Annotated in this window: 14 protein-coding genes and 1 pseudogene; 8 read left to right on the top strand and 7 right to left on the bottom strand. The window is 42.7% G+C overall.

The window, feature by feature from the left end; genetic code table 11:
- Positions 1–3: 3 nt before the first annotated feature.
- The 4 genes from RDN93_RS02390 to RDN93_RS02375 all read right to left on the bottom strand — a co-directional run bounded on the left by RDN93_RS02390 (position 4) and on the right by RDN93_RS02375 (position 8,222).
- A complete protein-coding gene (locus tag RDN93_RS02390; protein ID WP_308744063.1) occupies positions 4–3,288 on the bottom strand; it encodes a SusC/RagA family TonB-linked outer membrane protein in 3,285 nt (1,094 codons plus the stop codon).
- Between the two features lie 254 nt (positions 3,289–3,542).
- The gene (locus RDN93_RS02385; protein WP_308744062.1) at positions 3,543–4,709 is read right to left on the bottom strand and encodes a discoidin domain-containing protein; all 1,167 of its coding nucleotides are present in this window, start codon (positions 4,707–4,709) and stop codon (positions 3,543–3,545) included.
- A gap of 9 nt (positions 4,710–4,718) precedes the next feature.
- Positions 4,719–7,043, bottom strand: coding sequence for a M60 family metallopeptidase (locus tag RDN93_RS02380; protein WP_308744061.1), 2,325 nt, complete (start codon positions 7,041–7,043; stop codon positions 4,719–4,721).
- A 114-nt stretch (positions 7,044–7,157) separates the two neighbouring features.
- Complete coding sequence (locus RDN93_RS02375; RefSeq protein ID WP_308744060.1) at positions 7,158–8,222, bottom strand: FecR domain-containing protein; 1,065 nt, start codon at positions 8,220–8,222, stop codon at positions 7,158–7,160.
- 143 nt (positions 8,223–8,365) lie between these two features.
- On the opposite strand from RDN93_RS02375, the gene RDN93_RS02370 reads away from it, so the two are divergent.
- Positions 8,366–8,908, top strand: coding sequence for an RNA polymerase sigma-70 factor (locus RDN93_RS02370; RefSeq protein WP_308744059.1), 543 nt, complete (start codon positions 8,366–8,368; stop codon positions 8,906–8,908).
- Between the two features lie 25 nt (positions 8,909–8,933).
- Here RDN93_RS02370 and RDN93_RS02365 read toward each other — a convergent pair whose 3' ends face one another.
- Complete coding sequence (locus RDN93_RS02365) at positions 8,934–9,809, bottom strand: DMT family transporter (RefSeq protein WP_308744058.1); 876 nt, start codon at positions 9,807–9,809, stop codon at positions 8,934–8,936.
- Positions 9,810–9,891: 82 nt separating this feature from the next.
- Between RDN93_RS02365 and RDN93_RS02360 the strand changes: the two are divergent.
- From RDN93_RS02360 to RDN93_RS02340, 5 genes and pseudogenes are all read left to right on the top strand, one after another.
- Positions 9,892–10,011: pseudogene (locus tag RDN93_RS02360) on the top strand (toxin); the annotation flags it as partial.
- 499 nt (positions 10,012–10,510) lie between these two features.
- Positions 10,511–13,345 (top strand): leucine--tRNA ligase, encoded by a 2,835-nt coding sequence (gene leuS, locus RDN93_RS02355; RefSeq protein ID WP_308744057.1) that lies wholly within the window; start codon positions 10,511–10,513, stop codon positions 13,343–13,345.
- A gap of 105 nt (positions 13,346–13,450) precedes the next feature.
- Entirely contained in the window at positions 13,451–14,368 is a 918-nt protein-coding gene (locus tag RDN93_RS02350) for a YitT family protein (protein WP_308744056.1), read from the top strand.
- Positions 14,369–14,417: 49 nt separating this feature from the next.
- Entirely contained in the window at positions 14,418–14,999 is a 582-nt protein-coding gene (locus tag RDN93_RS02345) for a non-canonical purine NTP diphosphatase (RefSeq protein WP_308744083.1), read from the top strand.
- Positions 15,000–15,029: 30 nt separating this feature from the next.
- Positions 15,030–15,872: an OmpA family protein gene (locus RDN93_RS02340; protein ID WP_308744055.1), complete on the top strand. Its 843-nt coding sequence runs from the start codon at positions 15,030–15,032 to the stop codon at positions 15,870–15,872.
- Between the two features lie 162 nt (positions 15,873–16,034).
- On the opposite strand, the gene nadA is transcribed toward RDN93_RS02340, so the two are convergent.
- Positions 16,035–16,973 carry a quinolinate synthase NadA gene (nadA, locus tag RDN93_RS02335; RefSeq protein ID WP_308744054.1) on the bottom strand — a complete coding sequence of 313 codons (939 nt, stop codon included), beginning with the start codon at positions 16,971–16,973 and terminating at the stop codon, positions 16,035–16,037.
- 501 nt (positions 16,974–17,474) lie between these two features.
- Between nadA and RDN93_RS02330 the strand changes: the two genes are divergently transcribed.
- Entirely contained in the window at positions 17,475–18,002 is a 528-nt protein-coding gene (locus RDN93_RS02330; RefSeq protein ID WP_308744053.1) for an RNA methyltransferase, read from the top strand.
- Between the two features lie 355 nt (positions 18,003–18,357).
- On the opposite strand, the gene RDN93_RS02325 is transcribed toward RDN93_RS02330, so the two are convergent.
- A complete protein-coding gene (locus tag RDN93_RS02325; protein WP_308744052.1) occupies positions 18,358–18,936 on the bottom strand; it encodes a DUF4294 domain-containing protein in 579 nt (192 codons plus the stop codon).
- A gap of 144 nt (positions 18,937–19,080) precedes the next feature.
- Between RDN93_RS02325 and RDN93_RS02320 the strand changes: the two genes are divergently transcribed.
- On the top strand, positions 19,081–21,129 hold the full coding sequence (locus tag RDN93_RS02320) for a helix-hairpin-helix domain-containing protein (RefSeq protein WP_308744051.1): 2,049 nt from the start codon (positions 19,081–19,083) through the stop codon (positions 21,127–21,129).
- Positions 21,130–21,138: the final 9 nt, after the last annotated feature.

Raw genomic sequence — 21,138 nt, 5'->3', positions numbered from 1 at the left:
ATATTATAAAGTCAAGTTAATTCCAAAATAAATTACTCTCGGGGTATTCTTATCACTGTTTTCCGGGTCATAACCTGGCCAACCGGAGATGTAACCCGCATTCTTCATCGTCGCATTGACGTTCAGATTCTGGATTCTCAGCGGTTCTATCAACTTCTTCGGGAAAGTATATCCGATAGAGATATTATCGAAACGCAGGAAAGAAGCGTTCTTATAAATCGAATATGAAACTCCTGCCGGCTTCTTGTTCGCCAGTCGCGGATATTCGTTATTACGGTTCTCCGGTGTCCAATAGTCACGCTTGATCTGATTCGTTACATTCAGCAAAGCATTGTCGTTGGTAAAACGCGCCAAACTTTGTTTATGCCCGATGTAAGAGTACATATTGAAGGAGATATTGAGATTCTTGAACAACGTGAAATCATTGCGCATACTCCAACGAAGCCGCGGCATCTTGGTTCCCATAAATTCCTTGTCGTCATTGTCGTACTTGTAGTTCATGTCCTTATCCAACAGATGGACATCGCCCGGCTGCTGTCCGTACTTGGCAGCCTCTTCACGGTCTTCTTCCTGCCAGATTCCCACTACTTTATAATCCCATATTTCATCAATATCATGTCCGATGAAACGCTTATTCTTGATATCGTCCGCTTCACGCTGGCCGATAACATTACCGTCAGCATCTTTCACGTCTTCCATAATACCGTACAAGTGAGTAATCTTGTTCTTGTTGTAAGCGAGGTTAAGAGAAGTGCGCCAGGTAAATTTATCCATCTTGATGTTTGTCGAGTTCAATGAAAGTTCGACACCGGTATTCTGTACTTCACCGATATTGGACATAACAGAGGTATAACCAATCAAACTGGGCAACTCACGGCTTACGAGCAGGTCGGTTGTAATCTTCTTGTACACATCCACGCTGGCACTCAGTCTGCCTTGCAGGAAAGTCAAGTCCATACCGGCATTCCATGAAGTAGTCGATTCCCATTTCAGGTTGGGGTTAGCCATAGTAGAAGCGTAGAAAGTGTTGGCGGTAATCAACTCGCCGGTTGACGGATCCACATAGATGTATTTACGTGGAGACAATTGCATGAATGCAGCATAAGTACCTACGGCACGGTTACCGTTCTTACCCCATGAGAGACGCAGTTTACCATATTCAAACCAATCGGGACGGTGCAGGAATTTCTCTTCGGAGAAGACCCATCCCAACGCAATGGCCGGGAAAGTGGCACGCGGATTGGCAAGTCCGAAAGCCGAATATCCGTCACGTCGTACGGTAGCGGTAATCAGGTAGCGTTGGTCATATACATAATGCAGACGTCCCATAAACGCATCTCCTGTACGGTAAATATCATCACTGGATACGTTCGGAGTTGTTCCGAAGCCGATACCTCCATATCCCAATTCGTCAGTAGGCAGGAAGTTCTCATTCGTCATCTCGTCGTGCCAACGCTGGAACTTCTCCCAGTTGGCAAGGAAAGTAAAGTCAAAAGCATGTTTGCCGAATGTCTTGTTCCATTTCAGCATATTATCCCATTGCCAATAAAAGTCTTTCGTATGTTTACGTTCCACACGGCCGTTCTGTTTTCCGGCATCGGGAGAAGCGGCTGCTTTATGGAAGAGATAGTTTGTCCATTCAAAACGCGGAGAATAAGTTGTCTGGATAGAGAATCCCAGCGGAAGAGTGATTTTCAGATAAAGAGCTGCATTCAGGTTCTCAATATCATTGCGTTTGTTTTGGAAAGCCGGAGCAATCAGCGGGTTACTTTGATTATTATTGCCGGTGGGGTATTGTCTCAAAGTCACTCCGTCGTCTTCGTAAAGGCTTCCGAAAGGAGAAAGAGAGTTGTAATTACCGGACGAGTTACTGATATATCCTTCGTCACGTGAAGTAAACTGTGCGTTTACACCGTAGGTAAGGAAACTTTGTATTTTGTTCTCCAGATTAATACGTGCACGGATAGCACTATATCCACCACCACGTACGTTACTCTCGTTTTTCAGGTAGTTGATAGATGAATAATAAGACATTTCATCTTTTTTTCCTGCTACGCTGACAGTGTAGTCCTGACGTAACGCTACATCCTGATAAATGACATCGCGCCAATCTACAAGGCGTCCTGCCAGATAGTTGTTCACTTCCGTATTGGTAAATTCGAGACGAGTCAACCAAATACTTGTCGGGTCACCCTTGTCATTGCCCATCCAGTTTGCCAAATCCACATTGGACATATTAGCCGGATTGTTAAAATATCCGGTAGCAGCTTTCGAAGGATTCTTGCTCACTTCCACATCACGGCGGAAGTTGATGAAATCTTCTCCTTCGTAAACTTCAGGCAAGGAATTGACTAGTGAAAGTCCCCATGTACCACTGAAATTGATAACCGGCTTTTTCGTGTTCGATCCTTTTTTGGTAGTAATCAATACAACACCGTTAGCCGCTTTCGCACCGTAGACGGCTGTAGAACTGGCATCCTTCAATACGTCTATCTGTTCAATGTCGTTAGGGTTGATATCAGTCATTTGTCCCGAATAGATGACTCCGTCCAGTACAATCAACGGCTCGAGAGAAGATTTATCATTATCAGTCGCACGCAAATTGTTCTTACCACGAACCATCATGCTGGAATTACCTTTCGTATCGGTTTCGATACCTACCGAAAGTCCGGCTACACCCGTACGGAGCATGTCTTGAACGGTCTTCGGCTGTTCTTTCTCAAGGTCACTGGCTTTCAGGGATGCTACAGCTCCGGTCAAGTCTTTCTTTCTCATCGTACCGTAACCTACCACAACCACCTCTTCCAGTGTCTTGGAGTCTTCCTTCATTTTAATGATAGACTTCTGTCCCGCTTTCACTGTTTGGGTAGTATAGCCGATATACGACACTTGAAGGGAAGCGCCAAAAGGAGCTTCCAGTTTGTAATTACCATCAAGATCGGTAATCACACCTGTCGTCGTGCCTGTGACCAGAACGTTAGCCCCGATAATAGGTTCTCCGTTTTCGTCTACTACCTTACCAATGATCGTAGTTGTCTTTCCCGCCTGTGCCGGACTGCTCTTTTTGGGAAATAGAGCAATCTGTGTGCTTGTCACCTCAAATGACAAGTCAATGCCTTTCAGCATTTCCCCTACTGCTTTGGACACAGGAACCCGCTTCACGTTCAAGCTGACTTCCTGTTTTACATTTACTTGTGTTGCGTCATAAAAGAAGGTATAACCGCTCGTTTTTTCAATGCGCGCCATAGCTTCGGACAATGGAATCTTCGAGAAGCTTATCGTTATCATCTTCTCTTTTACTTGTGCAGAAAGTACAACGCTAAAAAATAATAGCGTCAAAAGTGCAAAATGCTTTTTTAAATTCATATTTTTGCGATGTTAAAAGTTAACTGTAAGGAGGGTGTGTTAAAATGGGTCAGATTTTAATGTTCACCCACTTTCCTCGGTTAATAAAAACTTGATTGGCAGGGGGAAAACCGGAAACGGAACTTCCCCCTTGTTTTATTTTATATTTTGATTATATCATAGGCTTGCCTTTCCCCTTATTCGTTTGCCATAAAATTCATCTTACCGATATTGAATTCTGATATCTGCATCGTGTTTCCGTTACTGCTCCATGCGTCCAGTGTAATCTTGAAGTAACGGTAAGTTACTTTCATCGGCAGGTCGACTATTACATCACTAATCGTCTTGGCTACCGGTATATCGGCACCTTTCAGAATTTCGGTAAACTCTTCATTATCGTTGCTACCGTAAACAGACACTTTCTTCACACGAAGGTTGTCAGTATTATTGTCCGTTCGGTGAGTCAATTTAAAAAAGTCAAAAGTCTGTGGTGTCTGCATATCAATAATGAAATAGACTACGTCGCCAACAGGAACCGTTATTTTTACATTATTAGCATCAGTAAATGTTTTACCATTTGCTTTCACCAAAAGAATGGAACTTTTCGTATTATCATCAAACATATTTAAAGGGTTACCACCAGCGGTTTTATCAGCAGCCCAAGGATGAGAAGTCTCCACAGTCCAATCTGTACGTACCAGATAGTCGGTATATTCTACATTCCGTATATGGAAATTACAAGTAGCGGCAACTTCGCTTCCATCGGTAGATTTAATGGTAATAGTCGCATCCCCCAGTCCCTTAGTATAAACTTCACCGTATTCATTGACTTCGGCTACTTCAGGATCCGAAGACAGATAAATGACATCAGGATTGGAAGCATTCTCCGGAAATACCGTTACCGTCTCACCCAGTTTGATTGTACGATCCATGGCGACATAATAGTCTTTGTATGCTTCGGCCACGGTAATGGAAGTAACCGGATAAATACGCTTCTCCACTTTCACCAGACAGGTAGTCCATAAATCCGTATTATTGAGCGACCATACGCTCAATACGGCTTCACCTACTCCGGTAGCCGTAACAACACCGGATTCATCTACGGTAAATACCTTCTCATTGCCGCTCGTATAACGGTATGCGTATTCTCCGGCATCTACCGCATCCGCGGGAAGAGTAGTAACAGTAGTAGCGTATGTGTCTCCTTCAATCAATGAAATAGTGCCTTCTGCCACGTCGGCCACTGCCAGACGGTTGACCTTCAGTGCTGGCGTTTCATCATCGTCGCAAGCTGTAAACAGGACAGCAAACAATGCACACGCCAGCCACAAGGAATAATTAGTGATATATTTGATAGTATTCATCTTTCTGCGTTATTTATAATCGTTTACATTTTCATCCGTTATCAGATATAAGTTTTCCGGAGCTTTCGTATATCCTTTTGCTTCTATCTCTTTTTTCAGTGCTTGAATCTGCTCATCGGTCACTGTAAAATGTTTGTCTCCATAATCATTCATAACAAGATCTACAGGACGAAGGAATCCCCACTTTTCAAAGAAATCCAATAAATCCACTTTTGCCAGATTACATACCTGACGTACGAAGTCCAGTTGCAAGATACCTTGCGTAGCAGTAGTTGTATCCAGATCGGGAGTCACGCGATAGTGCTCGTGCAAATCACGGTAGAAATCCTCTTTGCCCAATACATCCATCAGATAGAGTTTCAACTGCCAGAAAGGTGCAAGTTTCACATAAAATTCATCGGATGCATTCTTCAGACAGTGCGGTTGTTGAGCCGTCACAATCCGGGCGATAGCTTCTTCGTAAACAGTCACGCCGGTATCCTTATCCATCAAGCGGGAACCTTTTCCAAAAGAAGTCCTTACATAATTGGCAAGAATATTATTCGTCACTTCAGTCAGTCCCGACCATTTCAATCCCGGACGGGTCTGGTTGGCATGACCGATTTCATGTCCCAATACCCAAACACGGTTTTTCATTCCTTCCACCGTACAGAATACATCGCGATAACTCGGTAAATAAGCCGTATGATTGGAAGCCGAATAAGGATTCTTGGCATTATGCTCTACATGAAGGTACATACGGTTGCCGAACTCCTTATTATATTTGAATAATCCCATGAAATCCCACTCCAAACGAACTACCTCGTCCAATAAATTCATTACATCCAAAATAGGAGTATTGGCCTGTTTGTAATCAAGTACAGTCCAGGTGACATGTACATATTTACCCAGTACATCCAAGTCCAGCCACTTCGCATTACGCAGCATTTCTTCAAATTGAGCCTGCGTTCCGGTCTGTGCATCGAAATAGCCGTTCACTTTACCGAACGGGAAGTGAATCTTTACAGATTTGGCAGCAGCAGCTTTTTGATCCGCTTCTGTCTTCAACTCTAACGGAATATTGTCATTAGTTATATTTTGAATATAAACCAAACCGCCAATAGCCATTTTCAGCTTATTCTCACCGGGAAGAAGAGGATAAGATTTACTGCTGTTATATCCCAGACTCAAATCTTGAACTAGCATAGATATGTTTTGTCCGTGAGTATCACCTACCAATACCAGAATCTCCTCTCCTTGCTCTACATAAATGCCGGTGGGGTTGTCCCGCAGGCTATAAGGCCCTGTTTTGTTGACAGCAGCCATGATACCCGGATTCTGATAGGGACGGTATTCGGCAACTCTGAATTCCGGATTATAGGTTCCGCCCAGCAGGGCAGTAGCAAGTTTCTTGTATGTTTCGCCCGGCATCTTCTTGATATCTTTCTCCGTAATGCCCTCACGAAGTTCGGAACAAGAGTTATCTGTAAAAATCTGAAGGTAATCATATTTATTATCACTGGTCTGGAAAAATTCCATTTCAGCACAACTGATACGGTTATTGTGAGCTGCGTGAATGTCGAAACGTACTTTCTTCACATCTTTTACAGTCTCGTCCAGTTGCAGTACGGAAGCAGCCGTATAATTGGTTTCCAGCTCAAAAGACTTCACTTTGACAAATTCGGGATGCGCCGCAGTAGATACCAGAACATCAAACTTATTGAATGCTCCATATTTTGTACCGTTATCCGTACGGGGATGATAGATGATGTAATCCAATGATGTACAGTTCTCAAGCGTATAGGTAATCTGGAAAGGCCAATCGGTGAATGCCCCAAACTTGGAATTAAAGTAAGAAGTGTAGTCACCGTCAAAAGAACAAACAATGCCGCGTTGTTCCGATTCCACTTCTTCTGTGGTAGCCGTCGCACTGCTTACGGTAATTTGCACATCGGCAGAGCCGAAAGAAGCTTCCTGACTGACAGGTATCTCTCTGGTCAGCTCACCGTAAGAAAGGGTGACTACTGTTGCACGTGGTTCTTCATAATACGTAGGATCTACGGTCACCTTCAGCAAATTATCATTCAACTCCAGTGTGCACCAGTCTTGCCCGTTTTGCGCCACTGCACATTGCAGTCCGCTCAACTCGACATCTTTTGTCACTACCAGATAAACTTCCTTTGTTCCACCGGAAGAATTGAAACTCAGATCCAACGGCAGGACTCTTACCCAGCCGCTACGTTCGTCCGCATCATCATTGTCGCTACAAGACCACCATGAGAGCACCGACAACAATAGTATCATACCCCATGAGATCCGGCGAATCTGCTCTGCGCCCTTTAAAAAAATGCTCATAATGATTAAATATTAAAAGTTAACTATTAGATTACAACACCACTCACTTTAACAGGGGGTCAGCCTATGAATTGTTGCTGTAATCCGGTTTATAAAAAAATGATTTCATTGTTATTATTTCTGTTTCGGCAAAATCGTCAACACATTCTCATCACTAAATTCATAGTTGATAGGATGGATGCGCGACATGATTCTCATAATTTCTTCCAATGGTTCGTGTCGCAAAGTAAATGTGTATCTATACTGTTCCTGTAATTCGGGAGACAGATGTATCTCTACATTATACCATTTGGAAAGAAGAGGGCAAATCTCATTCAAAGGTCTGTTTTTAAATACAATCTGGTTACTTGCCCATGAGACAGCCAGTTCGATATCTCCTTTTTCTATCTGAAGCCTCCCGTTCCGTTTATTGAAAGTACCCACTTCTCCCGGTCGTAGAAAGCGCGTTTCCGCCTTCGTCTCCAACGAAACCGAACCCTCTTTCAAACTGACAAATGTATTTTCCGAACCGGGAAAGGATTCTACATTGAATTTTGTTCCGTGTACCGTGATTTTCATTCCTTCGGTTTCAACTACAAATGGATGATCCTTGTCGTGTGCCACATCAAAGTAAGCCTCGCCACTCAAACGTACATTTCTGTTTTTCGAATAATAGTTTGTATTGTAAGTCAGCGAAGTGGCCGAATGAATCCATACATTCGATCCGTCGGGTAAGGCTACTTCCGATTTTCCTCCCCAATTGGAATAGGTTTGTCGTGCCATTTCCGGCTGCCCAATCTTTATACCTATATATAAAGAAGCGGAAAGAAAAACAGCTATAACTATGCAAGCTGCCACATAACGCTGAAAACGGGAGGAAACCCACAAACGAACGGATTGTCCCTTATCCTTGAAACTCACTTCAACTTTACTTTCCGCTTTTTCCTGTTCTTCAGCCTGTCTCTGTTCAGCCTCTTCACACTTCTCCATACGCTGCATCAACTCTTTCCAGTAGAAATCCAAGTCCGGCGTATAACTGATAACCTTTGCACGCACCTTTTCCCAAACTCCCCGTAGTCCTTCATACACTTCCCGGTTTTCGGCGGCAGACAACCACTCCTCCAACTGCTTTTTGCCAGCATCGGATATGTCCTGTTTCAAGTCGGAAATGATTAGCTCCCAAGGTATTTCTTTTTTCATGCTTCGCTGTCTTTTTTAACTGTTACCGATACTATGACACAAAAAACGAATCATACCCTTATTCAGAAAAGCGTTTTTTTTAGTTTCTACTAAAAAAATATTCTTTAACTTTGCAACATTCTACTAACCTAATTACAAACACTATGGACGATATCTTCCTTTTACAATTAATAAAGAATGATGATAAACAGGCGTTCAAGTATATCTTTGATACTTATTTCACAGCTCTTTGCCGTTTTATGTATCTGTATTTAGGGGATACCCAAGAAGCGGAAGATATAGCAAGTGACATCTTCGTGTCGGTATGGGAGAACAGGAAAAAACTTGAGATCAGGCTCACTTTCAAGGCTTATCTTTTCCAGGCTGCCAAAAACAGATGCCTGAACGCCATACGGGATAGAAAGGCTACTGTATCACTGGATGATATCAACGGGCAGGATACCCCACAAGTAAACGTCACCGATTCACTGGAAACAGAAGAACTGAACAATCTGATTCAGGAAGCTATCCTCTCGCTTCCCGACAAATGCCGTGAAGTGTTTCTGAGAAGCCGTACGAAAAATCTGACAAATCAGGAAATTGCAGAATCAATGGACATATCCGTTAAAACAGTAGAGGCGCAAATTACGAAAGCACTGAAACAGATCCGGAAATTCTTAGGAACACAATATCATTATTTATTCTAAACCTCCCACTAGAAGTCATATTCTCCTATTTCTTTTCTGCCAGATAAACTCCCAATATAATACAAGCCGCTCCCATCAAAGTAATCCACGTAATTTGCTCGTGGAGAATGAGTACCGAAGCCACCATCGTAACAAGCGGATTCAAATAGATATAATTGGAAGCCCGCATCGTCCCCAACTGTTTCAAAACCACATTCCAGAGAATATAGCAGATTAAAGAAGCAAGAACCGCCAAGAACAGGAGATTGGACAATACCACCGGCTTTAAAAGTACATCAAAATCCGGTTGCAGCGGATGAAGCAGAAAGGCGGGAAGTATGGTCAATACTCCATAAAAGAATATCTTACGGGTGATAAATACCGTAGGGTAACACCCTGTCATTTTCTTTATCACCAGACTATAAAATGCCCACGACAGGGCAGCAAGTAAAGTCAGCAAATCCCCTACCGGAGACAATTTAAGCACAAAACTACCGTTGAAAACCACCAGTCCCACTCCGATTAAAGCTAATATGGAACCATAAATCAAACCTTTGGTGGCTTTTTCACTCTTATAAAAGAGAAGGGAAAGGATGGTGGTAAGCAAAGGAGCTGTGCAAATGATAAAGGCGACATTAGACGCTTGCGTAATGCCTAAAGCTGTATTCTCTGTAAAGAAATAGAGTGAACCACCGAAAAGACCTCCTGCCATCAACCAAAGTTCGTCTTTCCAACTACTCGTAAACAGACGTTTGGGAGAAATTACCCAAATGCCCAGATAAGCAATGAGAAAACGATAGAAGAATATTTCCTGAGGGGTCAGTCCGTGATTAATCAATACTTTGGTCGATATGAAGGTCAGTCCCCAGACAGCAACTACAAGTATAGCAATCAGATGATAATATCCATGCTTCAATTCCATAGATGACGGTAATGTTTTTTAATAGGGTGCAAAGATACGGGGAATTGAGAATATATGTGCAAAAAATCCTCCATATAAATAAAAATACGAGTATATGCCGGTACGAACAGAGGTGTTACGTGAAGTGACTATCCGGAAATGTGCCGTATGTATGGCATATTGTGACAAGATGATAGAGAAGGAAGAAAAAGACAATGTATAAACTGTATATTGTAAAATAATACGTCAACCATTACAGTTTCCTTTTCATGTACGTTTTGTTTATCAAATATTTCCTTTTTTAAATAGCAAGCACTCTCTCTTCTTTACACTTTACGCCCGAAACTGCATAAACTTACTTCGAGTTTATAATAAATAATGAAACAGTTTATTATAAACGGTCTCCAAGTTTATTATAAACTATTTTTAGACGCTTTCGATGGATGAAATAGAATTATTGCAACAAAAATGGGCAAGAACCTTCACAGTTTCTTGCCCATTCGTTATCCTCATAGTGCATTACGCACCTCTAACCTATTGAATCCATGTAATAATATTTATATATTTCATATTCTATTTTCTGTTTTATTTGATTCCAAATATACGAAATAAAAACGAGAAAGTCAATAGGTAAAACGTGGTTATCTGAAAATAAACACGTAAATTTGTGCCTCAAAATGAAATATACAGTATAAATCACTATAAATAAAAACTTTATCACTATGGAGTACAATTTCAGAGAAATTGAAAAGAAGTGGCAGAAAAGGTGGGTGGAAGAGAAAACCTACCAAGTTACGGAAGACGATTCGAAGCAAAAATTTTATGTACTAAACATGTTCCCTTACCCGTCAGGAGCCGGCCTACACGTAGGACACCCGCTGGGATACATCGCTTCGGATATTTACGCCCGTTACAAACGACTGCAGGGCTTCAATGTACTCAATCCGATGGGATACGATGCTTACGGCCTGCCCGCTGAACAGTATGCCATCCAGACCGGACAACATCCCGCAATCACTACCATCAATAATATCAACCGCTACCGCGAGCAATTGGACAAGATAGGTTTCTCTTTCGACTGGAACCGTGAAATCCGTACTTGCGACCCGGAATATTACCACTGGACACAATGGGCTTTCCAAAAGATGTTCAACAGCTATTATTGCAATGACGAACAACAGGCACGTCCTATCGAGGAACTGGAAAAGGCCTTCGCCATCTACGGAAACGAAGGGCTGAATGCCGCTTGCAGCGAAGAAATCAGTTTTACCGCCGACGAATGGAACGCAAAAAGTGAAAAGGAGAAACAGGAAATCCTGATGAACTACCGTATCGCCTATCTGGGTGAGACAATGGTAAACTGGTGTGCCGAATTAGGAACGGTATTGGCCAATGACGAAGTAGTGGACGGTGTCAGCGAACGTGGCGGTTTCCCCGTTATTCAGAAGAAGATGCGCCAGTGGTGCCTGCGTGTATCTGCTTACGCGCAACGCCTGCTTGACGGACTGGATACCATCGACTGGACAGATTCTCTGAAAGAAACCCAAAGAAACTGGATAGGACGTTCGGAAGGTGCCGAAGTTCAATTCAAAGTGAAAGACAGCGACCTCGAATTTACCATCTTCACTACCCGTGCAGACACGATGTTCGGCGTTACCTTTATGGTATTGGCGCCGGAAAGCGAACTGGTGGCGCAATTAACCACTCCCGAACAGAAAGCAGAAGTAGACGCTTACCTCGACCGTACCAAAAAACGTACGGAACGCGAGCGTATCGCCGACCGCAGTGTTACGGGTGTATTCAGTGGTTCGTATGCCATCAATCCGTTCACGGGTGAAGCAGTGCCCATCTGGATTAGTGACTACGTATTGGCAGGATACGGAACGGGAGCCATTATGGCTGTACCCGCCCACGATAGCCGCGACTATGCGTTTGCCAAACATTTCGGACTGGAAATCCGCCCGTTGGTAGAAGGTTGCGATGTTAGCGAAGAAAGTTTCGATGCCAAAGAAGGTATCGTCTGCAACTCTCCGCGTCCGGATGTCACTCCTTACTGTGACCTTTCGCTGAACGGACTGACTATCAAAGAAGCGATTGAAAAGACAAAACAATATGTGAAAGAGCATAACCTGGGACGTGTAAAGGTGAACTATCGCCTGCGCGACGCCATCTTCTCACGCCAACGTTACTGGGGCGAGCCGTTCCCTGTTTATTACAAGGACGGAATGCCTTACATGATTGATGAAAGCTGCCTGCCGCTGGAACTTCCGGAAGTTGCCAAGTTCCTGCCTACCGAAACCGGTGAACCGCCATTGGGACACGCCACCAAATGGGCTTGGGATACAGTGAACAAATGTATCACAGACAACGAAAAAATCGACAACGTGACCATCTTCCCGCTGGAACTGAATACGATGCCGGGATTCGCCGGCTCTTCCGCTTATTACCTGCGTTATATGGATCCACGCAATCATAAAGCACTGGTTGACCCGAAAATAGACCAGTACTGGAAGAACGTAGACCTCTACGTAGGTGGTACGGAACATGCCACCGGACACCTGATTTACTCCCGTTTCTGGAATAAGTTCCTGCACGACACAGGTGTGTCTGTCATGGAAGAACCGTTCCAAAAGTTAGTAAACCAAGGTATGATTCAAGGCCGCAGTAACTTTGTATATCGTATCAAAGATACCAATACATTCGTCTCGCTGAACCTGAAAGACCAATATGAGGTTACTCCCATCCACGTAGACGTAAACATCGTATCCAACGACATACTGGATTTGGAGGCATTCAAGGCATGGCGTCCGGAATACAAAACAGCGGAGTTCATTCTCGAAGACGGAAAGTACATCTGCGGATGGGCAGTTGAAAAGATGAGCAAGTCCATGTTCAACGTTGTCAACCCGGATATGATTGTCGAAAAATACGGTGCGGATACACTCCGTATGTACGAAATGTTCCTCGGCCCGGTAGAACAATCCAAACCTTGGGATACGAACGGTATCGACGGTGTACACCGCTTTATCCGCAAATTCTGGTCACTGTTCTACAGTCGCACGGACGAATATCTGGTGAAGGACGAACCGGCAACTAAAGAAGAATTGAAGAGTCTTCACAAACTGATTAAGAAAGTGACGGGAGACATCGAACAGTTCTCTTACAACACTTCTGTCAGCGCATTCATGATTTGTGTGAACGAACTCTTCAACCTGAAATGCAACAAGAAAGAAGTACTCGAACAACTGGTTATCGTGCTCGCTCCTTTCGCTCCGCACGTTTGCGAAGAGTTGTGGGACGTACTCGGACACGAGACTTCCATATGTGACGCCGAGTGGCCTGCATACAACGAAGAATATCTGAAAGAAGATACCATCAACTACACTATCTCTTTCAACGGAAAGGCACGCTTCAACATGGAATTTGCGGCAGATGAAGCTTCGGAAGCTATCCAGGCAGCAGTACTGGCCGACGAACGTTCGCAGAAATGGATTGAAGGCAAAACTCCGAAAAAAATTATCGTTGTTCCGAAGAAGATTGTAAACGTTGTAGTATAAAACAAATCAGTCACGGATTACGCGGATAACACGGTTGTTAGTTTTTACAGTTAACTCAGAACCGTGAAATCCGTGTAATCCGTGACTGAAATAATCATAAACCCTATGCATAAACCGGCAAAAGCGGAAATAATGAGAGAAGTGAAAGACTATGTCTATATCACTCTCGGATTGATAAGTTATTCTTTGGGATGGGCGGCATTTCTGCTACCCTACCAGATAACAACAGGGGGTACCACCGGTATCGGAGCTATCATTTACTACGCGACAGGATTTCCAATCCAATGGTCGTATTTTATTATCAATGCAATCCTGATGACATTTGCCATCAAGATATTAGGCCCGCGATTCAGCATAAAGACCACCTATGCCATCTTTGTACTGACCTTTTTGCTTTGGCTTTTTCAATTAATAGTAAACAATTATGTGGTAGCACCGGATATGACACCGGACGGCAAACCGCTGTTGCTCGGCGCAGGACAGGACTTTATGGCTTGTATCATCGGCGCAGCCATGTGTGGTGTAGGCTTGGGCATTACTTTCAACTACAACGGAAGTACCGGTGGAACGGATATTATCGCCGCCATCGTCAACAAGTATAAAGACGTGTCACTCGGCCGAATGATTATGATTTGTGATGTATTCATCATCAGTTCCTGCTACTTTATATTCCACGACTGGCGCCGTGTCATCTTCGGTTTTGTCACGCTGTTTATCATCGGCGTTGTGCTTGACTGGATCATCAACAGTGCCCGCCAATCGGTGCAGTTCTTCATCTTCTCAAAGAAATACGACGAAATAGCCGACCGCATCATCAAAGACGCCGACCGCGGAGTAACGGTACTCGACGGCACCGGATGGTATAGCAAGAACAATGTAAAAGTACTCGTCGTATTGGCAAAGAAACGCCAGTCGCTCGACATCTTCCGCCTGGTGAAACGCATCGACCCGAATGCCTTTATCTCACAAAGTTCCGTTATCGGAGTATATGGTGAAGGATTTGACAAACTGAAAGTGAAATAACTGATTGGAACAACTATCGGATAACTTTGCTAAAACAAGAAACAAAATGATGAAACGCAAACTTGTATTTGCTACCAACAATGCTCATAAACTGGAAGAAGTGGCCGCCATATTAGGTGAGCAGATAGAACTGTTAAGCCTGAATGATATCGACTGCCATACGGACATTCCCGAAACGGCTGATACGCTGGAAGGAAATGCCCTGTTGAAATCTTCCTTTATCTTTAACAACTACGGTTTGGATTGCTTCGCCGATGACACCGGCCTGGAAGTAGAGGCCCTCGACGGAGCTCCCGGAGTTTATTCCGCACGCTACGCAGGCGGAGAAGGGCACGACGCACAAGCCAATATGCTCAAACTACTCCATGACCTTGAAGGAAAGGAGAACCGCAAGGCGCAATTCCGCACCGCGATATCACTGATACTGGACGGAAAAGAATATCTCTTCGAAGGAGTGATAAAAGGCGAAATAATCAAGGAAAAACGGGGGGATTCGGGCTTTGGATACGACCCCATATTCAAACCGGAGGGTTACGACAAGACTTTTGCCGAACTGGGAAATGATATAAAGAACCAAATCAGCCATCGTGCGTTAGCTGTGCAGAAGCTCTGCGAATTTCTGCAACGTTGATTATCCATACTCTTTAAAACATAAAACACAATGAAGAAAATTACTCTATTTACTCTATTTACGCTACTGTTATGTACTTCGTGTGTGACGAAAAAGAAATTTATGCTTGCAGAAATGGCAGCCACCGCAAGCAAAGATAGTCTGCAAGGATTATTGACCGACTGCCGTCATACAAACGCTCAAATGTCGGCACAAATCAAGAATCTTCTGCGTGATACGACAAGAATGGGAAACAGTATCCGTCAGTATCAAAGCATGCTGAACGTGAACATGACCGAACAGGAGAAACTGAATGCCTTGTTGAACCAAAAGAAGAATGAACTGAACGAAAGAGAACGTACCATCAACGAACTGCAACAGATGATTAACGCGCAAAACGAGAAAGTGCAGAAACTGTTGAGCAGCGTAAAGGATGCGCTATTAGGATTCAGCAGTGAAGAACTGACCGTTCGCGAGAAAGACGGAAAAGTATATGTGGCAATGTCGGACAAGTTACTGTTCCAGTCGGGAAGCGCCCGTTTGGACAAACGTGGTGAAGAAGCGCTTGGCAAGTTGGCCGAAGTCTTGAACAAGCAGACGGATATTGACGTATTCATCGAAGGACATACGGATAACAAGCCTATCAACACAGTGCAGTTCAAAGATAACTGGGATTTGAGTGTGATTCGCGCCACCTCTGTTGTCCGTATCCTGATTAAGAATTATCATGTGAATCCGTTGCAGATACAGCCTAGCGGACGCGGTGAATATATGCCTGTCGATGATAATGAAACAGCCGAAGGCAGAAGCAAGAACCGGCGTACGGAGATTATCATGGCTCCGAAACTGGATAAGTTGTTCCAGATGTTGCAGAGTTCGGAAGAAACCAATTAAGAAAAAATTACTACTGCTTGGCAGTGTTTCTAAGCAATAATAATAAACAAAATAAAAAAGAGAAGTACGGAACTCGAAAGGATTCCGTACTTCTCTTTTTTACTTAATATCCGTTGAATGGAAACTATTTCGTATTTCTAAAATAAATATCTCTTAATAATCCTATAGCCCCAATTCCGCCGAAATCTCCAACATCCGCTGAATCGGCTTCACTGCCTTCTTCGCCACTTCCGGATCGACCGTAATCTCCGGTGACTCATTTTTCAGACACTCATACAGCTTCTCCAGCGTATTCAACCGCATGAAGCTACACTCGTTACATCCACACGTACTATCGTTCGGTGGAGCAGGGATAAACGTTGTTTGCGGACACTTCTTCTGCATCTCATGTAAGATACCCGATTCGGTAGCCACGATATACGTATTTTCCGGATGGTTCACGGCATACTTCAACAGAGCAGCCGTAGAGCCTACTACGTCAGCCAGTTTCAATACCGTACTCTTGCATTCGGGATGTGCCAGCACCAACGCTTCCGGATGCTGCGCTTTCAGTTCCACAATCTTTTCAACAGAGAACTGTTCATGCACATGGCAGGCTCCATCCCAAAGTAACATATTCCTGTTCGTAACTGAGTTGATATAATTACCCAGATTCCTATCCGGCCCAAAGATTATTTTCTCATCTTTAGGAAAGCTTTCCACAATCTGCTTCGCATTAGTGGAAGTCACCACCACATCTGTCACAGCTTTCACCGCAGCCGTCGTATTGACGTACGAAATAACGGTGTGTCCCGGATGCTCTTTGACAAACTGCGCAAACTTATCCGCCGGACAACTGTCCGCCAACGAACAGCCCGCTTCCATGTCGGGAACCAGTACCTTCTTCCCCGGACAAAGCACCTTCGCCGTCTCACCCATAAAATGAACGCCGCACATCACAATAATATCCGCTTCCGTTTTCGCCGCCCATTGAGCCAATGCCAAACTATCGCCAACGTAATCGGCGATGTCCTGTATCTCACCCTTCTGGTAGTAGTGCCCCAGAATGATTGCATTCTTTTCTTTCTTCAGCTCGTTAATAGCCTTTATGAGTTCATTCATAATAATATTCTTATTTCTTTCCTTTTAAAAAAAATCCTTTGTTAGTGATGATAGCCTGTTAATAATGTTAGCAAATAAATACGATTTTTCTTGCTGAATAAGTTATTAGTCTATGCTTCCGCTTTATGAGTCGGTTATGAACTGATGTAAAGAAGAAACTATCCTATCCTATTCGCTTCATTATCAATGAAAGCACCGTCAAATGCCGTCAAATGGAAGTTTGCTATTAACTCCCTGTTGATAAAGTGCAAAGTTAAAAACTTTATGGATATAAACAGGCAGATAAGTGCTGAAAAATATGTTTATGTCTGTGTAGAAAGTTTTGGGTTAGTTTTTTGGAATGTTCATAATGAAGGCCTCTTATATCTTCTTTTGAATAATGCAAGAATTATTTTTCAAAATCTTTGCCGATAGTTTTGACAGGTTTTAAACCGTTATCAACACCTCTGTTAACAGAAAAGGATTACCTTTGCACACTGAATGTAATTAAGAGTAAAACGTATGCGTAAACTGAAAATAACAGAGCTGAACCGTATCAGCGCCGAAGAGTTCAAACAGGCTGATAAACTGCCCTTGGTGGTAGTGCTGGACGATATTCGTAGTTTGCATAACATAGGTTCCGTGTTCCGTACTTCGGATGCATTCCGCATTGAATGTATCTATCTGTGTGGTATAACGGCCACTCCTCCACACCCTGAAATGCATAAGACTGCACTGGGTGCCGAGTTCACTGTTGACTGGAAGTATGTTAATAACGCTGTTGATGCTGTTGATAACCTCAAAAATGAAGGGTATATCGTTTATTCCGTAGAACAGGCAGAAGGAAGCATCATGTTGGATGAGCTTCAACTGGATAAGAGTAAGAAGTATGCTATCGTAATGGGAAACGAAGTGAAAGGGGTGCAACAGGAGGTTATTGACCATTCGGACGGCTGCATAGAGATTCCCCAATATGGTACCAAGCACTCTTTGAATGTTTCCGTAACTACCGGAATTGTGATTTGGGATTTGTTCAAAAAGCTGCGCTGACAGCATAAACAGGATTGGTTAATAAGTGGTTTATAACTGGTGGATAATATAGTTAATTCGCTTATAATCAATATATATGTAATTGTTCATAAGTATAGAATTCAAGTTATATAATTATACTCGTTGTAGGATATATAGATGCTGTTTACAGCGCATATATATTCTGTATATTGGGGATATATGCGCTGCGTGTTGGACATATAGTTCCTGCAAGTAGCATATATAGCTCCTGTATATTGCTTATATATGGCCTGTAAATGCAGAACAAGTGTTGGTAAATTCAAGATAAGGAAGGGTGCGGTAACTTTACTAACTTCGGTTAGTAAGATTGGTTAATAAGTATCAGGTGTGTTGTTCAGATTTGTCCGTTCTCTACCAACAGTACGACACGTTCCGTTAGTTTATCTTCACCTTCCGGGTCATATTCTTTTTTCAGGCTGGCACCGAACAGCGCAGCGAATGTCTGATAGAATCCGGCTTTGAAAGGTCCCATAAATGCTTTCACCAGTTCATAACTGGTAGAATTACTTTGGCGGTCTATTAATTTAATCAACAGTTTCCCCTGTGCAAAAGAGAGTTTTTTCATTCGGGGGGTATATTGTTCTTTCAGACCTTTTTCCACCCGTTTGATATGCTTTTGACGAGCCTTTTCATTAGGTAGAGTTTGCAGATACTCGTAAGTTTCAATAATAGCCTGGTTAATTTCTTTTGATATGGGATATACTTTTTTTACATTCCGTACCAATCGGTAGTATTCCTGACGTTCCTTTTCGTTCTTGAACTTTAGCGGGCGGAAGATATACACAGTTCTTAACTGGACACATGGAATCGTATCTCCATTATAGATACACATCGGAACCAAGTATCCATTGATGCTTTGCTTTTCCTGAGCCTGTACGCGCATTGTACAGCAAACAATAGCAAACAGCATCATTATTACTATGTTAAGCCTTCTTTTCACGATACAAAAATAGGATTAAAATTTTATTATTCAGTCTTTTCACAAAGATGTTAACCTATTTAAAGTATCTTTGCCGCTTTGTACATAAAATGCAAGAAGATAATACACTTTTTATTGATGAAAACTGCTCAACTTATCCGGTTGATAAGTATTATAAACAGCCTGTTCATAATTCCTGCTTGTAGTGCTCAAAACCCTTCAGAGAGTCTTTTGGAAGATGTTCTTGAAGATTTATCTGTTAATAATGATATTAATAACTCAGTTAATACCTTGAATTGGGAAAATGAACTGGAAGAACTTTCCACTCGTCTGCAGGAGCCGGTTAATCTGAATGCCGCTACCCGTGAACAACTCGAACAATTTCCTTTTTTGAGTGATATTCAGATTGAACACCTGTTAGCTTATATCTACATTCACGGACAGATGCAAACCATTTATGAACTCCAGTTAATAGAAGATATGGATAGGCAGACTATCCAGTATTTACTGCCTTTTGTCTGTATAAAAGCTATTAACAATGAATCTGCTTTTCGGTGGAAAACTATGTTGAAAAGCGCAGGAAAGTATGGCAGAAATGAAGTGCTAACTCGCATGGATATACCGTTTTATAAGCGGAAAGGTTATGAACATACCTATCTGGGGCCTGCTGTTTATAACTCTGTAAAGTATAGTTTTCGATATAGTGACCGACTCTATGCAGGAGTCGTTGCCGAGAAAGATGGTGGAGAGCCTTTTGGAGCTTTACACAATCGTTATGGCTACGATTATTATTCCTTTTATTTGCTATTGAAAAACTGTGGACGGTTAAAAGCATTAGCTGTTGGTAACTATCGGCTCAGTTTTGGTCAGGGACTGGTGGTTAGTACGGATTATCTGATGGGAAAGACAATCTATGCTTCTTCTTTCAACAATCGCAGCAGTGGGATAAAGAAACACTCTTCTACGGATGAATACAATTATTTTCGGGGAGTGGCTGCCACTGTTGCTTTATCCAGGCATTGGGATGTGTCGGGCTTTTATTCACATCGTTCTTTGGACGGTGTGGTAACGGATGGAGAAATAACATCTGTCTATAAAACCGGACTACATCGAAGCCAAAAAGAAGCGGATAAAAAGCACCTGTTCACCTTGCAATTGACAGGTGGAAATATAAGTTATCAACAGAACCGTATAAAGCTGGGTATCACCGGCATTTACTATGTTTTCAACCGACCTTATGAACCGGAATTAACAGGTTATTCCAAATATAATCTTCATGGAAATAATTTCTATAATCTGGGAGTGGACTACGCTTATCGCTGGCATCGTTTTTCTTTTCAGGGAGAGACGGCAGTGGGAAAACAAGGTTGGGCTTCTTTGAACCGTCTGCAATATTCACCGGTTCAGGATGTTCATCTTATGTTGATACATCGGTTCTATTCTTATAACTATTGGGCAATGTTCGCCCATTCCTTTGGAGAGGGAAGTACAATCCAGAATGAACAGGGATATTATTTAGGATTGGAAACCTCTCCTTTTGCTTATTGGAAATTCTTCGCTTCATTCGACTTATTTTCTTTTCCGTGGAAAAGATACCGAATCAATAAATCTTCCCGTGGGATGGACGGACTGGTTCAAGCAACTTTTACTCCTCGCGCTAATCTCTCAATGGAGTTGAAATATCGTTATAAACAAAAAGAGCGTGACCTGACAGGAAGTAAAGGAACGCTAACGCTTCCTATTTTTCATCACCAATTTCGTTATCGCTTGAACTATTCTTTTAAAGATGTGTTTAGCAGTCGTACAACTTTGGATTATAATCATTTTCATTCTCAGGACAGAGCTGCTGACATAGGATATCAGGTTACACAAATGATATCCTCCCAACTGCCTTGGGCCAGGCTGTTTGCTGACGTTCAAGGCAGTTACTTTTCTACAGACAGTTATGATTCGCGTGTATATGCATCCGAAAAAGGATTGCTTTATACATTCTATACTCCGTCATTCCAAGGCAGTGGATTCCGGTGCAGTGTCCGTTTGAGATATGAACTGAATAAACACTGGTTGTTCATAACCAAGTTCGGCGAAACTATCTACTTGGACCGGAATGAGATAGGTTCCGGCAACGATTTAATCCGTGGAAATAAAAAAGCAGATATACAAATGCAACTGCGTATCAAGTTTTAGGCTATCTTT

Origin of the sequence: uncultured Bacteroides sp. (genome assembly GCF_902491285.1) — a bacterium.
Classification (GTDB): Bacteria; Bacteroidota; Bacteroidia; order Bacteroidales; family Bacteroidaceae; genus Bacteroides.
Note: the sequence above shows the minus strand (reverse complement) of the source record. Positions and strands in the feature narration are given on the sequence as shown.

What these genes read in the sequence shown, in the direction of transcription:
- RDN93_RS02390 (WP_308744063.1), bottom strand. Translation starts at nt 3,288, where the DNA reads ATGATAACGATAAGCTTCTCGAAGATTCCATTGTCCGAAGCTATGGCG.
- RDN93_RS02385 (WP_308744062.1), bottom strand. Translation starts at nt 4,709, where the DNA reads ATGAATACTATCAAATATATCACTAATTATTCCTTGTGGCTGGCGTGT.
- RDN93_RS02380 (WP_308744061.1), bottom strand. Translation starts at nt 7,043, where the DNA reads ATGAGCATTTTTTTAAAGGGCGCAGAGCAGATTCGCCGGATCTCATGG.
- RDN93_RS02375 (WP_308744060.1), bottom strand. Translation starts at nt 8,222, where the DNA reads ATGAAAAAAGAAATACCTTGGGAGCTAATCATTTCCGACTTGAAACAG.
- RDN93_RS02370 (WP_308744059.1), top strand. Translation starts at nt 8,366, where the DNA reads ATGGACGATATCTTCCTTTTACAATTAATAAAGAATGATGATAAACAG.
- RDN93_RS02365 (WP_308744058.1), bottom strand. Translation starts at nt 9,809, where the DNA reads ATGGAATTGAAGCATGGATATTATCATCTGATTGCTATACTTGTAGTT.
- leuS (WP_308744057.1), top strand. Translation starts at nt 10,511, where the DNA reads ATGGAGTACAATTTCAGAGAAATTGAAAAGAAGTGGCAGAAAAGGTGG.
- RDN93_RS02350 (WP_308744056.1), top strand. Translation starts at nt 13,451, where the DNA reads ATGCATAAACCGGCAAAAGCGGAAATAATGAGAGAAGTGAAAGACTAT.
- RDN93_RS02345 (WP_308744083.1), top strand. Translation starts at nt 14,418, where the DNA reads ATGAAACGCAAACTTGTATTTGCTACCAACAATGCTCATAAACTGGAA.
- RDN93_RS02340 (WP_308744055.1), top strand. Translation starts at nt 15,030, where the DNA reads ATGAAGAAAATTACTCTATTTACTCTATTTACGCTACTGTTATGTACT.
- nadA (WP_308744054.1), bottom strand. Translation starts at nt 16,973, where the DNA reads ATGAATGAACTCATAAAGGCTATTAACGAGCTGAAGAAAGAAAAGAAT.
- RDN93_RS02330 (WP_308744053.1), top strand. Translation starts at nt 17,475, where the DNA reads ATGCGTAAACTGAAAATAACAGAGCTGAACCGTATCAGCGCCGAAGAG.
- RDN93_RS02325 (WP_308744052.1), bottom strand. Translation starts at nt 18,936, where the DNA reads ATGATGCTGTTTGCTATTGTTTGCTGTACAATGCGCGTACAGGCTCAG.
- RDN93_RS02320 (WP_308744051.1), top strand. Translation starts at nt 19,081, where the DNA reads ATGAAAACTGCTCAACTTATCCGGTTGATAAGTATTATAAACAGCCTG.